14 protein-coding genes are annotated in these 16,744 nt (G+C 68.2%); 1 reads left to right on the top strand and 13 read right to left on the bottom strand.

What is annotated here, in order from left to right; translation table 11 throughout:
* Positions 1 to 5: 5 nt before the first annotated feature.
* Positions 6 to 1,556 (top strand): aminopeptidase P family protein, encoded by a 1,551-nt coding sequence (locus KGD87_RS36525; RefSeq protein WP_284665491.1) that lies wholly within the window; start codon positions 6 to 8, stop codon positions 1,554 to 1,556.
* Between the two features lie 6 nt (positions 1,557 to 1,562).
* Here the strand turns inward: KGD87_RS36525 and KGD87_RS36520 are convergent, their stop codons facing one another.
* From KGD87_RS36520 to tig, 13 genes are all read right to left on the bottom strand, one after another.
* Positions 1,563 to 2,942 (bottom strand): DUF2914 domain-containing protein, encoded by a 1,380-nt coding sequence (locus KGD87_RS36520; RefSeq protein WP_284665490.1) that lies wholly within the window; start codon positions 2,940 to 2,942, stop codon positions 1,563 to 1,565.
* Positions 2,943 to 3,032: 90 nt separating this feature from the next.
* Complete coding sequence (grxD, locus tag KGD87_RS36515; protein WP_163782695.1) at positions 3,033 to 3,353, bottom strand: Grx4 family monothiol glutaredoxin; 321 nt, start codon at positions 3,351 to 3,353, stop codon at positions 3,033 to 3,035.
* A gap of 14 nt (positions 3,354 to 3,367) precedes the next feature.
* Positions 3,368 to 3,625, bottom strand: a complete 258-nt coding sequence (locus KGD87_RS36510; RefSeq protein WP_284665489.1) for a BolA family protein — start codon at positions 3,623 to 3,625, stop codon at positions 3,368 to 3,370.
* Complete coding sequence (locus KGD87_RS36505; protein WP_163782693.1) at positions 3,625 to 4,170, bottom strand: YqgE/AlgH family protein; 546 nt, start codon at positions 4,168 to 4,170, stop codon at positions 3,625 to 3,627. The genes KGD87_RS36510 and KGD87_RS36505 overlap by 1 nt, the downstream gene beginning before the upstream one ends.
* Before the next feature lie 71 nt (positions 4,171 to 4,241).
* Positions 4,242 to 4,703 (bottom strand): response regulator, encoded by a 462-nt coding sequence (locus KGD87_RS36500; RefSeq protein ID WP_284665488.1) that lies wholly within the window; start codon positions 4,701 to 4,703, stop codon positions 4,242 to 4,244.
* A gap of 69 nt (positions 4,704 to 4,772) precedes the next feature.
* Entirely contained in the window at positions 4,773 to 5,585 is an 813-nt protein-coding gene (locus KGD87_RS36495; protein ID WP_284665487.1) for an ABC transporter permease subunit, read from the bottom strand.
* Positions 5,582 to 6,466: an ABC transporter permease subunit gene (locus tag KGD87_RS36490; protein WP_284665486.1), complete on the bottom strand. Its 885-nt coding sequence runs from the start codon at positions 6,464 to 6,466 to the stop codon at positions 5,582 to 5,584. The genes KGD87_RS36495 and KGD87_RS36490 overlap by 4 nt, the downstream gene beginning before the upstream one ends.
* On the bottom strand, positions 6,463 to 8,169 hold the full coding sequence (locus tag KGD87_RS36485; protein ID WP_284668741.1) for a peptide ABC transporter substrate-binding protein: 1,707 nt from the start codon (positions 8,167 to 8,169) through the stop codon (positions 6,463 to 6,465). Before KGD87_RS36485 ends, KGD87_RS36490 begins: the two co-directional genes overlap by 4 nt.
* Before the next feature lie 137 nt (positions 8,170 to 8,306).
* On the bottom strand, positions 8,307 to 10,754 hold the full coding sequence (lon, locus tag KGD87_RS36480) for an endopeptidase La (RefSeq protein WP_284665485.1): 2,448 nt from the start codon (positions 10,752 to 10,754) through the stop codon (positions 8,307 to 8,309).
* A 198-nt stretch (positions 10,755 to 10,952) separates the two neighbouring features.
* On the bottom strand, positions 10,953 to 13,118 hold the full coding sequence (locus tag KGD87_RS36475; RefSeq protein ID WP_284668740.1) for a prolyl oligopeptidase family serine peptidase: 2,166 nt from the start codon (positions 13,116 to 13,118) through the stop codon (positions 10,953 to 10,955).
* A gap of 197 nt (positions 13,119 to 13,315) precedes the next feature.
* Entirely contained in the window at positions 13,316 to 14,599 is a 1,284-nt protein-coding gene (gene clpX, locus KGD87_RS36470) for an ATP-dependent Clp protease ATP-binding subunit ClpX (protein ID WP_163782688.1), read from the bottom strand.
* A gap of 217 nt (positions 14,600 to 14,816) precedes the next feature.
* Positions 14,817 to 15,437, bottom strand: coding sequence for an ATP-dependent Clp endopeptidase proteolytic subunit ClpP (clpP, locus tag KGD87_RS36465; protein ID WP_163782687.1), 621 nt, complete (start codon positions 15,435 to 15,437; stop codon positions 14,817 to 14,819).
* Between the two features lie 21 nt (positions 15,438 to 15,458).
* Entirely contained in the window at positions 15,459 to 16,736 is a 1,278-nt protein-coding gene (tig, locus tag KGD87_RS36460; RefSeq protein WP_284665484.1) for a trigger factor, read from the bottom strand.
* Positions 16,737 to 16,744: the final 8 nt, after the last annotated feature.

The following is a 16,744-nucleotide window of genomic DNA, read 5'->3' as shown; positions in this document are numbered from 1 at the left end:
TGTCCATGGCCACGACCCGTTCTTCCGCCGCCGCTCAGCCCGCCCTGGGCGAGCAACAGCCGATTGTCACCTCCGAGGAGCAGGCCCCCGCGGCCACGCCCGCGAAGCCCGCCACGCATGACACGGTGCCGCCGCCGGCCCTGCTCGACTTCATGATGAAGTCTTGGAAGCCGCGCTCGAAGAAGCTGCCCTCGAAAATCAAGCAAGCGGACGCCTTCAAGGCCCGCCGCCGCGCGCTCTCCAAGCTGTTCCCCGGTGAGACGCTCATCATCCCCACCGGCCACGAGAAGGTGCGCGCCAACGACACCAACTTCCGCTTCCGGCCGGGCAGCGACTTCTACTACCTCACCGGCAACCTGGAGCCGGACTGCGTCCTCGTCCTCCAGCCCAAGGAGAAGGGCGGCCACACCGACGTGCTCTTCGTGGAGCCGAACCCGGGCCGCACCGACGCCACGTTCTTCACCGACCGCGTGAAGGGAGAGCTGTGGGAAGGCCCTCGCCTGGGCGTGAAGGAGAGCCAGGCGCGCTACGGCGTGGACCAGGCCCGGGGCCTCAACGAGCTGCCGGACTTCCTCTCCGGCTTCGGCGGCGCGGGGAGCCGTCCCACGCGCGTGCTGCGCGGCCTGTCACCCAAGGTGGACGGCGCCGTGGCGGAGCCGGGTGAGAAGGGCAAGGACAAGGGGCTGGCCCAGGCGCTGTCGGAGATGCGGCTGCTCAAGGACGCGCAGGAGCTGAAGGAGCTCCAGACGTCCATCGACTCCACGCAGCGCGGCTTCGAGGACGTCATCCGCGGCCTGAAGACGGCGAAGACGGAGCGCTACGTGGAGGGCATCTTCAACCTCCGCGCCCGCGTGGAAGGCAACGACGTGGGCTACCGCACCATCGCCGCCTCCGGCGCCCATGCGTGCATCCTGCACTGGCACCACAATGACGGGCCGCTCGTCCCCGGCGACCTGCTGCTGCTGGACGCGGGCGTGGAGGGCCAGACGCTCTACACCGCGGACATCACCCGCACGCTGCCCATCTCCGGGAAGTTCTCCAAGGAGCAGCGCGAAATTTATGACCTGGTGCTGGAGGCGCAGGACGCGGCCTTCTCCGCGGTGAAGCCGGGCAACGACTTCATGGAGCCCAACCGCGCCGCCATGCGCGTGCTGGCCCAGGGCCTGCAGTCCCTGGGCATCCTCGAGGACGCCGAGGAGGCCCTCAAGGACGAGCACCAGTTCTACAAGCGCTACTCGCTCCACAACGTCAGCCACATGCTGGGCCTGGACGTGCATGACTGCGCCCAGGCGCGGCAGGAGGCCTACAAGTACGGGAAGCTCCAGGCGGGCATGGTGCTGACGGTGGAGCCCGGCCTCTACTTCCAGACGGACGACCTCACCGTGCCCAAGCGCTACCGCGGCATCGGCGTGCGCATCGAGGACGACGTCGTCGTCACCGCGCGCGGCTGCAAGGTCCTCTCCGCCGACATCCCTCGCAAGGCGAAGGACGTGGAGGCGTGGATGAAGTCCCTCTGGGCGGCGGACAAGGCCGCCCGGAAGGGCAAGAAGAAGTAAGGCGCGCTACTTCGGCTTCGCCGCCGCGGACGCGGCCCGCTTCTGCCACTCCGCGTGAGGCAGGGGCTTCACGTCCTTGAGCGTGGACACGGCGACGTCGAAGACGCGGGGCCCGGGGTTCGCATCCGGCCCCGCGGTGAAGTTGAGCCGGTGGATTTCGTGCCCATCCTCCGTCTCCAGCACCACGCGCCACGCGCCGGGCTTCAGGTTGGACGTCGTCGCGTAGTAGCGATAGCCGCCGTCCGTGCCGTTGCTGCTGACGGTGGCCATGAAGCCGTTGCCGTACGTCGTCCAGCCCTTCTGCGGGTCGTCGAAGTACCAGCGCACGCGGACCTTGTACGACTGGAAGTGCTTCGGCGCGAAGATGCGAAAGAAGTAGTAGGGCTTGTCTCCCGGCTGCATCAGGAAGTTCGGCCCGCCCCACGTCCACGGCTTGTACCAGGCGCCGGAGTCCACCGAGGACAGGTGGTAGACGCCTGGGCTCACCCGCTCCACCTGGTGGTAGAGGCCCGCGAACTGCACGGCCACCGGCAGCGGCGGAATCACGCCCACCAGGTACAGCCCCAGCAGCGCGGCCTGCACGCCGAAGCCGGGGATGGCCACGTTGCGCAGCAGGTACCGGTTGTCCGGCCGCCAGCGCCGGATGAGTCGCATCACCCCGAAGATGCTCGCGCAGCCCACGGCGACGGCCAGCAGGAAGACCCAGAAGCCCATGCGCCCCAGCACGACCGGGAGCAGGCAGACGAAGTACATCGTCACGCACAGGCTGAGCAGCACCATGCGCATGACGGGCCCCAGCTTGCGGAACAGGGGCAGCTCGTTGGCCGCCAGCAGGGCGAAGAGGCCCGCCACGAACAGGTAGGGCAGCGCGCCCGACGTGCTCTTGAAGAGCAGCAGCATGAACGCGCTGAGCAGGCTTCCGAAGAGGAAGTGGATGCCCTCCGCGCGCCAGCGCCAGACCTTCTGCAGGAACTTCGGCGGCTCCACGCCGTCCGGGTAGCGCTGCTCCAGCAGCAGCAGCCCCGTGAGGACCAGCAGGTAGCCGAAGTTCTGCGCCAGCGTCAGCGTGTCATCGATGCGGCTGATGGTGAGGACGTCGTAGATGAAGCCGCCGAAGAAGAAGACGGCCATCTCCCACTTCTCATGGCGGGCGCGGAACTGCTGCACCTTGTCCATGAGGGTGGGCGTCTTCGCCGTGTCGACCAGGTCATCCGGGTCCACCACCACGCCCGGCGCCTGGGCCGGCAACACGGTGTCCGTCAGGGGGACGGCGGCGTTGCTTTCTGCGACGGGGACGTTCGCCTCGACGGCGGGGCCCGCGGTGGGCACCTCGGCGGAGGCTTCGTCCGGATTCTCGGGGGCGTTTTGACGGGTAGCGGTGACCACGGCGGTTCCTCGGGGCAGCGGCCTCCCATCCTAGCCGCAGCGAGGGGAATCGGTCTCCCCCTCGCCCGCCACGCCCCGAGGCCCCGTCTGCTAGGCCGGGCTCTTGCCCGCGACCAGGTCGGCCAGCTCACCGCGCTCGGCCAGCTCCATGAGGATGTCGGAGCCGCCGACGAACTGCCCGTTGATGAAAATCTGGGGGATGGTGGGCCAGTTGGTGAGGTCCTTGATGCCCTGGCGAATCTCCGGGTCCGCGAGCACGTCCACCGTGTGGACCTCCCCCAGGGGCTGCAGCAGTTGCAGCGCCCGCGCGGAGAAGCCGCACTGGGGGAAGAGGGCGTTGCCCTTCATGAAGAGGACAATCTTGTGCGACCGGGTCTCCTGCTCCAACCGGGCCTTGAGTTCAGGCGTCATGGGTACCGCTCCTTCTAGCGAGTCCCGAGCTTCTGCCACTGCTCGGGAGAATAGGTTTTTAGCGCGAGCGCATGCAGCTCGCCGCTCTTCAGCCACTGCTGCAGGGGCGCGTACACGAGCTGGTGCTGCTGCACCATCGCTTTCCCAGCGAAGTCAGGGCTCACCACCCGGGCCTCGTAGTGGTCTCCCGTCCCGGTGTAGTCCCGCACCTCCACCTCGGAGCCCGGCAGGGCCTCCAGGATGCGGGCCCGGATGAATTCGGCGTCGAGCATCAGTTCATTCCCCTTCCCATCACCAGCATGGCGGGGTCCACCCCCATGCCTCGCAGCGTCGTGTCCCACAGCTTTGAAGGCTCCTGCCCGAGCACCGCCTCCGCGGAGGCCTCGGTGAAGAGCCAGGAGCCGGCGGCAATCTCGCTCTCCAACTGGCGCGGCCCCCAGCCCGCATACCCCAGGCAGAAGCGCAGGCGCGGGTTCGGATTCGTCAGCAGCGGGCCCAGCGCGTCCAGCGTCACGCTCAGGAACAGACCGGGCAGCACCGAGTGCTTCTCCCGCTGCTCCGTGTCGTCGTGGAGGACAAAGCCCCGCTGGGGCTCCACCGGGCCGCCCAGGTAGACGGAGTACTCCTTCCGCCCGGCGGCGATGCCCAGGTTCTGCCCGCGCGCCAGCTCACCGAGCGTCAAGGGGGCCGCCCGGTTGATGACGAGCCCCATGGAGCCCGTCTCCGAGTGCTCCAGCATCAAGACGACCGAGCGATAGAAGTTCGGGTCGCCGAGCTGGGGCATGGCCAGCAGCAAGCCAGGAGCAAGGTTCTTCACCCCAGGAGCATCAACCGTTCACGCGGATGGCGCAACCGGAACCCGCCCCGGCGCCCCTGGCCAGAGGGGCCTCAGTGCCAGCTCGTGTGCCTGGACCGGAGGGCCTCTGCCAGCCGCTCGGGGTCCAGGGGCTTGCCGATGAAGAGGTCCGCGCCCAGGCCCTTGCACTTGCGCGCCATGGCCCCGTCGCTCATGGCGCTGACGCCGATGAGGACGGACTGGGGGAAGCGCTCGCGCAGCCGCGACATCAGCGTGGCGCCGCTGCGGCCTGGCAGGAAGACATCGACGATGGCGGCGTCCATGCGCTTGTTGCGCACGGCGAACTCAGCCTCCTCGGCGCTGCCCACGGGCAAGGGCTCGTAGCCCCAGCCCGCCAGCATCTCCACCAGGATTTCGCGGTGGGCAGGGTCATCCTCGACGACGAGCACCGCGCCGCGCACGGGCTCCAGCTTGAGCGAGTCCGAGCGCTCCTCGCGCTCGCGGGTGTCGAGTTCGGTGGAGGTGGCAAGCTCTTCGCTGGTCATCAGGGACATGGAGGCACCAATGTGGGCAAAAGGTTTCCGTGTGAGGAGAACCCCTCCCCCAACGTTGGGAATTCCACTTCAGGACGCCCGGCGAGGTGCCCCCGAGAGCGCCTGGGAGGCGAGCGAGGCACCGAGCACCAGCAGCACGAGCAGCGCCCAGGCGGGCAGCACGACCCGGCCGCCACCCTCGTAGATGAGGGCCGCGTAGCTGGTGCCCAGGTAGCGGCCCAGGGACATGGGCTCCATCCGGGCGATGCCGAAGAAGCTCACGGTGGATTCGGTGAGGATGGCCGCGGGGAGCCGCGACAGGAACACCGCCAGCGCGAAGGGCCGGAGCGCGGGCCACAGGTGGACACGCAGCAGGTGCAGCCCCCCACCGCCGAGCGCCCGGGACGCGGCCACGTACTCCTGTGATTCGAGCGTCGCCAGGCGGTTGCGGAACATGCGCGCGGGTCCGGCCCAGCCCACCAGGGCCAGCGAGGCGACCATCAGCCAGAAGGGGCCCAGACCGCCGCCCGCGCCCGCGTCGGAGAGTGACTGCCCCGCGAGCTGGAGCACCATCACCACCAGCACGTCCGGCAGCGCGAAGACGGCGTCCACGGCGCGCAGCAGCGTCTGCTCCACCGCGCCACCGGACAGCCGCGCCACGGCGGCCACGGTGAGACCCAAAAACGTGGAGAGCGCGCCCGCCGCGAGCCCCACCGCGAGGGAGACCCAGAGTCCACCGAAGGCGAGCTCGCACACGGCGCGGTCCGGGCGCGTGGGGTCCATGCCCAGCGGACAGGTGCTGGCCAGGGCCTCCGGGAAGAGCCGCCCCGCCACGAGGCTGAGCAGGCCCAGTCCCACGAGGAGCGCCAGGCCGACGCGGGCGCGCAGGGGGACGCGGCTCATGCCGAGGCCTCCCGGGAGCGCGGGTCCACGGCGTAGCGCAGCACCTCCACCGCGAGGCTCACGACGACGAGCAGCGTCGCGAAGGTGGTGGTGGCGACGACGACGACGGCCACCTGCTTGTTGAGCACGGCGAGGACGTAGAGCTGGCCGAAGTACGGCAGGCCCAGGACGCGCTCCGCCGCGAAGGACCCGGCGAGCAGCGACGTGGCCACCGGCCCCACCGCGTCCAGCATCGCGGGCCACACGTTGGGCAGGACATGGCGGCGCAGCACGGCGGCGCGCGACAGGCCCTTGCCCAGCGCGGTGCGCACGTAGTCGCGCGACAGCTCCGTCTCCAGCGCGTCACCCACCAGCGTGCCCAGGAAGATGCCGGGCCAGATGGACGTCACCAGCGCCGCGCACAGCTCGGGCAGCAGGTGTCCACGCTCGACGACACCGGGCGCGAGCAGCAGCGCGGGGATGAAGACGGGCGTACCGAACGCCACGGCGGGCACCACGTCACCGAGCGCGGCCCACGGGCCCTTGCGCCAGCGCGTGCGCAGCAGCGCAAAGCCCAAGGCCCACGTCAGCGCGAGCGGCAACGCCAGCAAGCCCACGCCCACGCTGCCGGACAGCTTCGTCAGCAGCTCATCGCCGGTGATGCCCTGGGCGCTCGTGCCCAGGCGCTCACCGCGAAAGAGCTTCTCCCACGGGCGCAGGAAGCCCAGCGGCTCGCCGACGCCCAAGTCCCTCCGGTACGAGGCCGCGAGCTCACGCGACACCTGCCGCTTCGCGTCCGTCTCCGTGGTCAGCGGAAGCGAAGCCATGAGGAAGTACGACGCCACGGCCACGACAGGCACCAGGACGACCTGCCGCGACAGCCGCTGGGCGATGGCCCTCACTGCGACTCCCCCGCTCGGGACGAATCGGACGTCGGGCCCAAGCGAAGCGCGCGCAGCGCCAGGAAGTTGAAGGGGTCCACGTCCAGCCCGCGCAGCCGCGCGCGCGCGCGGTAGTAGCGGTCCGGGTGGTACAGGGGCGCAATCACCGCCTGCTCCCCCACCAGCACCTCCTGCGCCTGGACATACGACGCACGGGCGCTCGCCTCGTCCGGCGCGCCGTCCCCCGCCTCCAGCAGCCGCTCGAAGCGCGCCATGGGCTCACCGCCCGCCTGCGTCTCCCAGCCCGTCTGGTGATTGCCCTCACGCTCGAACAACGTGAAGAACGTATTCGGGTGCGCGTAATCCGCCCCCAGGCGCCTCAGGTACAAGTCATACGTGCGAGCCCCCTGCGCAGAGCGCCGAGAAATCTCCGCCGAGAAATCCGAGCGCGCCTCCAGCACCACCCGCACGCCCACGCGAGCCAGCTGCGCGGCCACCCGCTCCGCGATGGCCACCTCGGGCACGAATCCATCCCCGGAGCGATAGACGAGCCGCAACGGCCGCTCCAGCCCCGCCACACCCGCCAGCGCCGCACGAGCCTCCTCCGGCGCATAGGTCGGCAGCCGCGCGGCCTGCTCCGTCGTCGCGGCCCCAGGAAGCTCCGGCGGCAGCAACACATGAGACGGCCGCGCCTCGGGCAGCAGCCCCGCCAGCAGCGCCTCGCGGTCCAACGCCCGCGCCAGCGCGCGCCGCACCTCGGGCCTGTCCAGCGGCGCCTGCTCCGTGTTGAAGGCCAGGAAGTACGTGGACAGCAGCGGCTCGCGGCGCAGGTCGTCCGGCCGGTGGATGCGCAGCGCCGCGGCGCTGTCCACGAAGACGAAGTCCACCCGCTCCCGCTCGTACAGCGCCGGGCCAATCTCCGACTTCAGCAGGGTGATGACCGGAACGGGCGTCTCCCCTTCTGCCATGGGCGGAGGAAAAGACGAGGCCGGATTGAAGACCAGCCGCACCCGCTCCCCCGCGCGGTCCCACCGCTCGACGCGGTAAGGCCCCAGCGCCAGGGGCCGACCATCGCGCGGACGGTCGAAGTAGTCCCGGACCTCCTCGTCCGACTTCCCCTCCAGGTCCGCCGAGGGCGCCGGATAGAACAGATACACATTGGCCACGCGCGCCAGGAAGTAGCTGCGCGGACGCGCCAGCGTCACCCGAAGCGTGTGCGCATCCACCGCCTCCACGCCCACGCGCTCCAGCGCGGCGCGCACCTCGGCCTCCGGCGCGCCCCGCTCCTGGAGCGCTAGCGCATGGGAGGCCCCTTCCAGGTCCGCCATCTCCCCGCGCTCGCGGCCCTGCAGCGCGCGCCGCCAGCCCACGACGAAGTCACGCGCCACCAGCGGTGCGCCATTGGACCAGTGAACGTCCCGCCGCAGGTGGAACGTATAGACGTCCCGCCCCTGCCCATCCGTGACGCGCGCCCACCGCTCGGCCAGCCCTGGCTCCACGCCATGGTCCGGCCCCAGCCGCGTGAGCCCGCGCTGCGTGGCCAGCATCACCGGGTAGTTCGCCCAGCTGTCCGGGTCCGAGTGACTCCAATCCAGCGTGGTGGGCATGGCCGGCACCACCACCTTCACGCCGGGCTCCGGCTGGAAGCCACACGGCCCACACGACGCGGCCCACACGGCCAGCAGGTACCACCACCACCGGAGTCGAGCGCGCGGAGCCACCAGGGCCCCTTCTACCCCGAAGCACCATGCGCTCGAAAAGGAGAAGCCAGGAACCCGGCGACCTTGGTCGTCCGGCGTCCTGGCTTCTCTTCAGCTCAGCCCGGCGGGCGCGGTGGCCCACCGGGTGCTGTCTGGCTCCGCTAGGCCGGGGCCACGGCCGGCGACGCCGGCAGCTCCGCGCCCAGCTTGCCGCCATCCGTCGTGGGCTTGCGGCCGAACTCCTCCGGCCGCTCCAACACCAGCGCCTCGCGCAGCACGTCGTCCACGAACTCCACCGGGACGATGCGCAGCTGCTTGCGAATCTTCAGCGGGATGTCCTTCAAGTCCTTCTTGTTGGCCTTCGGGATGAGGACCGTCTTGATGCCCGCCCGGTGCGCGGCCAGCGTCTTCTCCTTCAGGCCGCCAATGGGGAGCACCCGTCCACGCAGGGTGATTTCACCCGTCATCGCCACGTCGCGGCGGATGAGCACGCGGGTGAGCGCGCTCACCAGGGCGGTGCAGATGGTGACGCCGGCGGACGGACCGTCCTTCGGAATCGCGCCCTCCGGCAGGTGGACGTGGATGTCGTAGTTCTCGAACGCCTTGCGGTCGATGCCGAAGCGCTCGGCGCGGCTGCGCACGTAGGACATGGCCGCCTGCGCGGACTCCTGCATCACCTCGCCCAGCTTGCCGGTGATGATGAGCTTGCCCTTGCCCGGCATCACCGTGGCCTCGGTGGTGAGGATTTCGCCGCCCAGCTCCGTCCAGGCGAGGCCCGTGACGATGCCCACCTGGTCCTCGCTCTCCGCCACGCCGTAGCGGTAGCGGGGCGTGCCCAGGAACTTCATGGCCATCTTCCGGTCCACTTCGATGTCCCGCTTGCCGTTCTTCAGCACGTCGCGGGCAATCTTGCGGAACACGCCACCAATCTCACGCTCGAGCGAGCGCACGCCCGACTCCCGCGTGTAGCGGTGGATGATGGTCCGCAGCGCCGGGTCGGAGATGTCCACCTTGAGGTCCGCCAGCCCGTTGGCCTCCTGCTCCTTCGGGATGAGGTAGCGCCGGGCGATGGAGAGCTTCTCCGGCTCGGTGTACCCCGCGATGCGAATCACCTCCATGCGGTCCTGCAGCGGACCGGGGATGTTGTGCATCGTGTTCGCGGTGCAGATGAACATCACCTTGGACAAGTCGTAGTCGAGGTCCAGGTAGTGGTCGTTGAAGTTGTGGTTCTGCTCGGGGTCCAGCACCTCCAGCAGCGCCGCGCTCGGGTCGCCACGGAAGTCCGTGGACATCTTGTCGATTTCGTCGAGCAGGAAGACGGGGTTGTTGCTGCCCGCCTTCTTCAGCGACTGGATGAGCTTGCCCGGCATCGCGCCGATGTACGTGCGGCGGTGGCCCCGAATCTCCGCCTCGTCCCGCACGCCGCCCAGCGACAGGCGCACGAACTTGCGGCCGGTGGCCCGGGCGATGGAGCGCGCCAGCGACGTCTTGCCCACGCCCGGAGGCCCGACGAAGCACAGCACGGGGCCCTTGAGCTTCTTCACCAGCTGCTGCACGGCCAGGTACTCGAGGATGCGCTCCTTCGGCTTCTTCAAGCCGTAGTGGTCCTCGTTGAGCACCGTCTCCGCCTCGGTGACGTCCAGGCGGTCCTGCGTCTCGTCGTACCAGGGGAGGCTGATGATCCAGTCGATGTAGTTGCGGACGACCGTGGCCTCGGCGCTCATCGGGCTCATCATCCGGAGCTTCTTCAGCTCCTTCTTGACCTTGAGCGTGGCCTCCTTGCTCATCCGCTTGTTCTTCAGCTTCTCTTCAATCTCCTGGATTTCGTTCTTGAACTCGTCGCGCTCACCCAGCTCCTTCTGAATGGCCTGCATCTGCTCATTCAGGTAGTACTCCTTCTGGGTCTTCTCCATCTGCTTCTTGACGCGCGTGCGGATCTTCTTCTCCACCTGGAGAATCTCGATCTCCCCCTGCATCAGCTCGTAGAGCTTCTCCAGGCGCTTGGCCGGGGACTCCGTCTCGAGCAGGGCCTGCTTGTCGTTCAGCTTCAGGGAGAGGTGCGCGACGATGGTGTCGGCGAGCCGCGCCGGGTCGTCGATGCTGGCCACCTGCATCAGCATCTCAGGCGGAATGCGCTTGTTGAGCTTGACGAAGGCCTCGAAGACGGAGTGGACGCTGCGAACGAGCGCCTCCAGCTCCACCGTCTTCTCCGTCTGCTCCTCCACCTCTTCCACCTCGACCATGAAGAAGGCGTCGTTGGGGTGGAACTTCTTCACCTTGGCGCGGCGCACGCCTTCCACCAGCACCTTGACCGTGCCGTCGGGCAGCGGGAGGAGCTGGATGACGTGGCCCAGCGTACCGAAGTGAAAGATGTCGTCGGGGGTGGGGTCGTTCGTCTTGGCCTTCTTCTGCGCGGCCAGCAGGATGACGGCCTTGTCGTCCGGCCCCTTGTGCGCCATCGCGTCCTTCAACGCCGCGATGGACTTCTCCCGGCCGACGAACAACGGCACCACCATGTGCGGGAACACGATGATGTCCCGAAGGGGCAAGAGCGGGACCGTCAGACCCCGCTTCTGGGCTTCCTTCTTGTCGTCACGTCCGAAGAACATGTATCCGCCACCTGCGGGCCGTCGGAGTTGCAGGCCCCTGGAAGAGTTGCCCGTCTGCTCGCTCGCCGAGCATTCGTACGGGATGCAGCAGTTCTATAACACGGCGATTCGCGGCGCCGTTCCCCGGCTCAAGATTGGGGAACGGCGTCGTGCCATCAAGGGAACACCCGAGCCTCCCTCGGGCGTCCGCTTGGGGTGTCAGCGGCCCTGGGCCGCCACCCCACCCTGTGCCCCCTGGACCTCCAGGGCATGGAACAGGAACGAATACAGGTCCACGCTGGACTCAATGGCCTTGGCCACCTGGTCCGCGCCGCCGTGGCCCGCGTTGGCTTCGATGCGCAGCAGCGTCGGCGCCGGGTTTCCGGGCGCGTTCTGCACCGCCGCCACGAACTTGCGGGCGTGCATGGGGTCCACCCGGTCGTCGTGGTCCGCCGCCATCATCAGCAGCGCGGGGTAGCGCACGTCCGGGCGCACGTGGTGGTAGGGCGAGTAGGCGTGCAGCGTCTTGAAGTCCTCGGGCTTCTCCGCCGTGCCGTACTCCGGAATCCAGGTCCGGCCGCTGCCGAAGAGGTGGTAGCGCACCATGTCCAGCAGGGGCACCGCGCACACCACCGCGCCGTACAGCTCCGGCCGCTGCGTCATGGCCGCGCCCACCAGCAGGCCGCCGTTGCTGCCGCCGTAGATGGCCAGCCGCTTGGGCTGCGTGTACTTCGCCTGGACCAGGTGCTCGGCCGCCGCGTGGAAGTCGTCGAAGACGTTCTGCTTCTTGTCCAGGCGGCCGGCGTCATGCCAGGCCTTGCCGTACTCGCCGCCGCCGCGCAGGTTGGCCACCGCGTACACGCCGCCCGCGTCCAGCCAGGGCAGGATGCTCGAGCGGAAGTTGGCCTCCATGTTCACGTTGAAGCCGCCGTAGCCGTAGAGCAGCGTGGGCGCGTTGCCGTCACGCTTCAGGTCCTTGCGGTGCACCACGAACATGGGCACCTTCGTCCCGTCCTTGGACGCGTAGAAGACCTGCTCGACCTGGTACTGCGCCGGGTCCATGGGCACGTCCACCTTGGCCCACAGCTCCGACTTCCCGGTGCTGACGGACGTCTTGTAGATTTGACGAGGCGTGGTGAAGGACGTGAAGACGTAATAGGCGTCATCCAGGTCCTCCAGGCCCACCAGGTTGGACGCCGCGCCCACGCCCGGCAGTCGCACCGTGCGCACCGGCTGGCCCTTCAGCGTGGCCACGCGCACCTCGGACGTCGCGTCCTTGAGGTACTCCAGCGCCAGGTGCCCGCCGACGATGTTGGCGGACAGCAGGGACGCGGACGGGTCCTCGGGGACGATTTCCTTCCACGACGCGCGGGCCGGCTTCGCCGGGTCCACCGCGAAGACGCGCTGGCGCGGGGCGCCCTCGTCGGTGAGGACGTAGAAGCGGTCCTTCCAGGCGTGCACCTCGTACTTGGCGCCCACGCCCTTCACCAGCAGGCGGAAGTCCTTCTCGCCCGGCCGCTTCCAGTAGACGTCGTTCTCGCTCCAGCCGCGGAGGATGTAGACGAACAGGTACTTGCCGTCGCGGCTCAGGTCGCTCTGGAGGAACGTCGTCGGGTCGCCGGTGCGCTCGTGCACCACGGTGTCCTTCGACGGGTCCGTGCCCAGCGCGTGGTAGCGGATGGTGGTGTAGCCGGGGCGCTCGTCCACCTTGATGGACGGGTCGGTGGGCAGCCACTCGTAATAGAAGCCCTTGTTGTCAGGCGTCCACTTGGGCGTGGCGTACTTGCCGCCCTCGATGACGTCCACCTTGGACCACTCGCCGGAGTCCACGTCGATGACGTGCAGCACCGCCTCATCCGCGGCGTTGGGCTTCTGGGCGAAAGCCACCTTCTTGCCGTCCCAGGACGCGGCCCACGTCCCCAGGGACACGGTGCCGTCCTTGCTCCAGCCGTTCGGATCCAACAGCACCTTCTCCTGCCCGCTCTCCCCCTGACGCCAGTAGAGGATGGCCTTCTCCTTGTCCTTGTGGGTGCGGACGTAGAAGAAGCGCCCGTCGCGGCGCGACGGGGTGGAGACGGAGTCGGTGTAGAACAGCTCCGTGAAGCGCTTATGCAGCGCGTCGCGGCCGGGGAACTTCGCCAGGGCCTCGCGGGCGTGCGCGTCCTGCGCCGCCATCCACGCCTGGACCTCGGGGGCCTTCTCGTCCTCGAGCCACCGGTACGGGTCCGCCACCTGGACGCCGTGCAACGTGTCGACAACCTGCTCTGCCCGGGTCGCCGGGTGTGACATGCGGGGAGACTCCTCAGGGACGGGGGCCGCGGAGGCTGCCGCGGGCAGCTCATCACGCGCGGCCTCCTTCTGGGAGGCACACGCCGCGAGCGACATCAGGGCGGGAACGAGCAGCTTTCTCATGGGCCCAGCACATACAGAAAGGCCCCCGGCCGTCCCACAAAAAGTGTGGCGGGGCCAACGCAGCCCGGCCCCTCCCCTGACGAAAGGGGCGCGCCCGGACCCCCACCTGCGGGTCCCGTGACGCGCCCCGTCAATCAGACGACACCGGGCCCCGGACAGGGGCCCAGGCGTCAGGCGGATTCCTTCTTCGGCTCCGCGGCTTCCTTGTCCGGCTGCGCGTGCAGCACCACCGGCTCGCTCTTCTTGAGAATCACTTCCTCGGAGATGAGCACCTCGCGGGCCGTCTTGCGGGACGGGATTTCGTACATCACGTCCAGCATGGCCGACTCCAGGATGGAGCGCAGGCCACGGGCGCCCGCCTTGCGGCGGATGGCCTCGTTGGCAATGGCCTTGAGGGCGCCGTCGGTGAACTTCAGCGTCACGCCGTCCAGTTCGAAGAGCTTGCGGTACTGCTTGGTGAGCGCGTTCTTCGGCTGGTTGAGGATGTTGATGAGGGCGGCCTCGTCCAGCTCCTCCAGCGCGGTGATGATGGGCAGGCGGCCGATGAACTCCGGAATCATGCCGAACTTCAGCAGGTCCTCCGGCTCCACGTGCTTGAGCAGCTCCGTGAGGCTGCGTTGCTTCTTGGACTGCACCTCCGCGCCAAAGCCCAGGCTGCGCCCGCCCATGCGCCGCTCAATCACCTGGTCCAGCCCGCCGAAGGCGCCGCCGCAGATGAAGAGGATGTTGGTGGTGTCCACCTGCAGGAACTCCTGCTGCGGGTGCTTGCGGCCCCCCTTGGGCGGGACGTTGGCCACGGTGCCTTCGATGAGCTTGAGCAGCGCCTGCTGAACGCCCTCGCCGCTGACGTCGCGGGTGATGGAGGGGTTCTCCGACTTGCGCGCGATCTTGTCGATTTCGTCGATGTAGACGATGCCGCGCTGGGCCCGCTCGATGTCGTGGTCGGCGGCCTGCAGCAGGTTGACGATGATGTTCTCCACGTCCTCGCCCACATAGCCGGCCTCGGTGAGGCACGTCGCGTCGGCGATGGTGAAGGGCACGTTGAGGATGCGCGCCAGCGTCTGCGCCAGCAGCGTCTTGCCGCTACCGGTGGGCCCCAGCAGAAGGATGTTGCTCTTCTGGAGCTCCACGTCCTCCATCGCGACCTTGGACTCGATGCGCTTGTAGTGGTTGTGCACGGCGACGGAGAGCGTCTTCTTCGCGCGCTCCTGCCCAATCACGTACTCGTCCAGCACCGCCTTGATTTCGGAGGGCCGGGGAATGCGCAGCTTGGTGTCCTTCGTCTCCTCGCGGTCAATCTCCTCCGCGATGATGTCGTTGCACAGCCCGATGCACTCGTCGCAGATGTAGACCGTTGGCCCCGCGATGAGCTTCTTGACCTCCTTCTGTGACTTTCCACAGAAAGAGCAGCAGAGGGTCTGGTTGTCTCGCTTCTCCACGTTCTTGCCCGCCATTTCGTCCCTCGCTGCGCCTGAAAGGCCCCCGACCCCGAACTCCACCCCGTTCCTGGCTCGGAACCAATCTAGTCAGCCCCCGTCCGGAACGTCCACGCGCCTTCCGGGTACTTAACAGGGCCTGTGCCGTGACGCAGAAAGCAGAAAGCCGGAGTCGCGGGGGCGCATTCCCGCGGCTCCGGCTGCCAACCGAGGCCCCGAAGCCTCGGCAATCCGCCTACTTCTTCTCTTCCTTGCCCAGTCCCACGACCTTCCGGGGGTTCTGGATTTCATCGATGATGCCGTAGGCCTTCGCCTCGGACGCGCCCATGAAGTAGTCGCGGTCCGTGTCCTTCTCGACACGCTCGATGGACTGCCCGGTGTGCTTGACGATGAGCTCGTTGAGCTTCGCCTTCATCCGGAGGATTTCCTTCGCCTGGATTTCAATGTCCGTGGCCTGACCGCGCACACCGCCCAGGGGCTGGTGAATCATGATGCGGCTGGACGGCAGGGCGTAGCGCTTGCCCTTGGCACCGGCGAGCAGGAGGACGGCCCCCATGGAGGCCGCCTGCCCGACGCAGATGGTGGACACCGGACACTTCACGTACTGCATGGTGTCGTAGATGGCGAGACCCGCCGTCACCGAACCACCCGGCGAGTTGACGTAGAGGTTGATGTCCTTGTCCGGGTCTTCCGACTCCAGGAACAGCAGCTGGGCGACGATGACGTTGGCCACGTCATCGTCGATCTCCGTGCCCAGCATCACGATGCGGTCCTTCAGGAGCCGACTGTAGATGTCGTACGAGCGCTCACCCCGGTGGGTCTGCTCGATGACGTAGGGAACGGGCATGAAGGGCATGTCGACCTCGGTGAGGGAACCTTACGAATACTTCGCCCGGCTCCTCAGGAATTCAATCGTCTTTTCCTCCCGGAGTCGGAGAGACAACCCGAGCCGCTCGTCGGCGCCCTTGAAGTACTTCTGCACCGTGGCCACGGGCTGGCCCGCCTCGTTGGCGAGCTGCTCGATGCGGGCGTCCACGTCCGCGTCGGAGGCCTGGATGCCCTCCTTCTGAGCGATGGCCTCGAAGAGCAGCGTGCCCTTCACTTCCTGGAGGGCCTTCTCGCGCATGTCCTCGCGCAGACGGTTGAAGTCCAGGTTGAGCTGGCGGGGGTCCACGCCGGAGCGCTGGAGTTGCTGCAGCGCGCCACGCAGCATGGAGTCCATGGCCCGCTCCACCATGGCGCGGGGCACGTCGAAGGTGTTGCGCTCCAGCAGCGCCTTCACCAGCGCCTCGCGCTCCTCGCCCTCCACCTGGGACTTGCGCGCCTTCTCCATGTCCTCACGGAGCCTGGTGCGCAGCTCGTCCATGGACTGGGAGATGCCCGTCTGCTTGGCGAAGTCGTCGTTCAGCTCGGGGACGATTTCCTTCTGCACACCCTTGAGCGTGACGTGGAAGCGCGCCGTCTTTCCGCGCACCTCCTCCACCTGGTACTCCTGCGGGAAGGCGTAGTCGATGTCCTTGGACTCGCCGACCTTCACGCCCTCCAGGGCGGCAATCTTGGACTCCACCAGCTCACCGGGCTGCACCTGCACGGTGATGCCCTCCGCCTTGCTGCCGGTGAAGGGCTGGCCGTCCACGGTGGCGTCGAAGTCCACGGTGGCGTAGTCGCCGGAGGCGGCGGTGTCGCGGTCGGTGATGGGCTCCAGCCGGGCCATCGACTGGCGCATGCGCTCCAACTGCTCGTTCACCTGCTCGTCGGTGACGGCGGTGTCGGACTTCGTCAGCGGCAGCTCGACGTAGTCCTTGGCCTCCACCTTGGGCTTCACCTCGACGCGGGCCTCGAAGGTGAACGGGGTGTTGGCCTTGAGGCCGGAGTTGGTCACCTGCGGCGTGGCGACGACCTCCACGTTGTGCTCGCGGATGGCCTCCACGTACGCGCTCTGCACCACGCGCTGGATGACCTCGTCCTCCACCTGGTCACGGAACCGCTGCTCCAGGATGCGGCGAGGCACCTTGCCCTGACGGAACCCCGGCAGCCGCACCTGGCGGCCCAGGTTGGAGTACGCGCGGGTCAGCTCCTCCGCCACGCGGGCATCGTCGACCTCGATGGAGAGCTTCTTCTCAATGGGAGAAAGCTCTTCGACCTGGACCTTCATGCGGGCCT

This window comes from Myxococcus sp. SDU36 (assembly GCF_030168875.1).
GTDB lineage: Bacteria > Myxococcota > Myxococcia > Myxococcales > Myxococcaceae > Myxococcus > Myxococcus vastator.
This window is presented reverse-complemented; position numbering and strand designations above follow the sequence as displayed.

What these genes read in the sequence shown, in the direction of transcription:
- KGD87_RS36525 (WP_284665491.1), top strand. Translation starts at nt 6, where the DNA reads ATGGCCACGACCCGTTCTTCCGCCGCCGCTCAGCCCGCCCTGGGCGAG.
- grxD (WP_163782695.1), bottom strand. Translation starts at nt 3,353, where the DNA reads ATGACGCCTGAACTCAAGGCCCGGTTGGAGCAGGAGACCCGGTCGCAC.
- KGD87_RS36510 (WP_284665489.1), bottom strand. Translation starts at nt 3,625, where the DNA reads ATGCTCGACGCCGAATTCATCCGGGCCCGCATCCTGGAGGCCCTGCCG.
- KGD87_RS36500 (WP_284665488.1), bottom strand. Translation starts at nt 4,703, where the DNA reads ATGTCCCTGATGACCAGCGAAGAGCTTGCCACCTCCACCGAACTCGAC.
- KGD87_RS36495 (WP_284665487.1), bottom strand. Translation starts at nt 5,585, where the DNA reads ATGAGCCGCGTCCCCCTGCGCGCCCGCGTCGGCCTGGCGCTCCTCGTG.
- lon (WP_284665485.1), bottom strand. Translation starts at nt 10,754, where the DNA reads ATGTTCTTCGGACGTGACGACAAGAAGGAAGCCCAGAAGCGGGGTCTG.
- KGD87_RS36475 (WP_284668740.1), bottom strand. Translation starts at nt 13,118, where the DNA reads ATGTCGCTCGCGGCGTGTGCCTCCCAGAAGGAGGCCGCGCGTGATGAG.
- clpX (WP_163782688.1), bottom strand. Translation starts at nt 14,599, where the DNA reads ATGGCGGGCAAGAACGTGGAGAAGCGAGACAACCAGACCCTCTGCTGC.
- clpP (WP_163782687.1), bottom strand. Translation starts at nt 15,437, where the DNA reads ATGCCCTTCATGCCCGTTCCCTACGTCATCGAGCAGACCCACCGGGGT.
- tig (WP_284665484.1), bottom strand. Translation starts at nt 16,736, where the DNA reads ATGAAGGTCCAGGTCGAAGAGCTTTCTCCCATTGAGAAGAAGCTCTCC.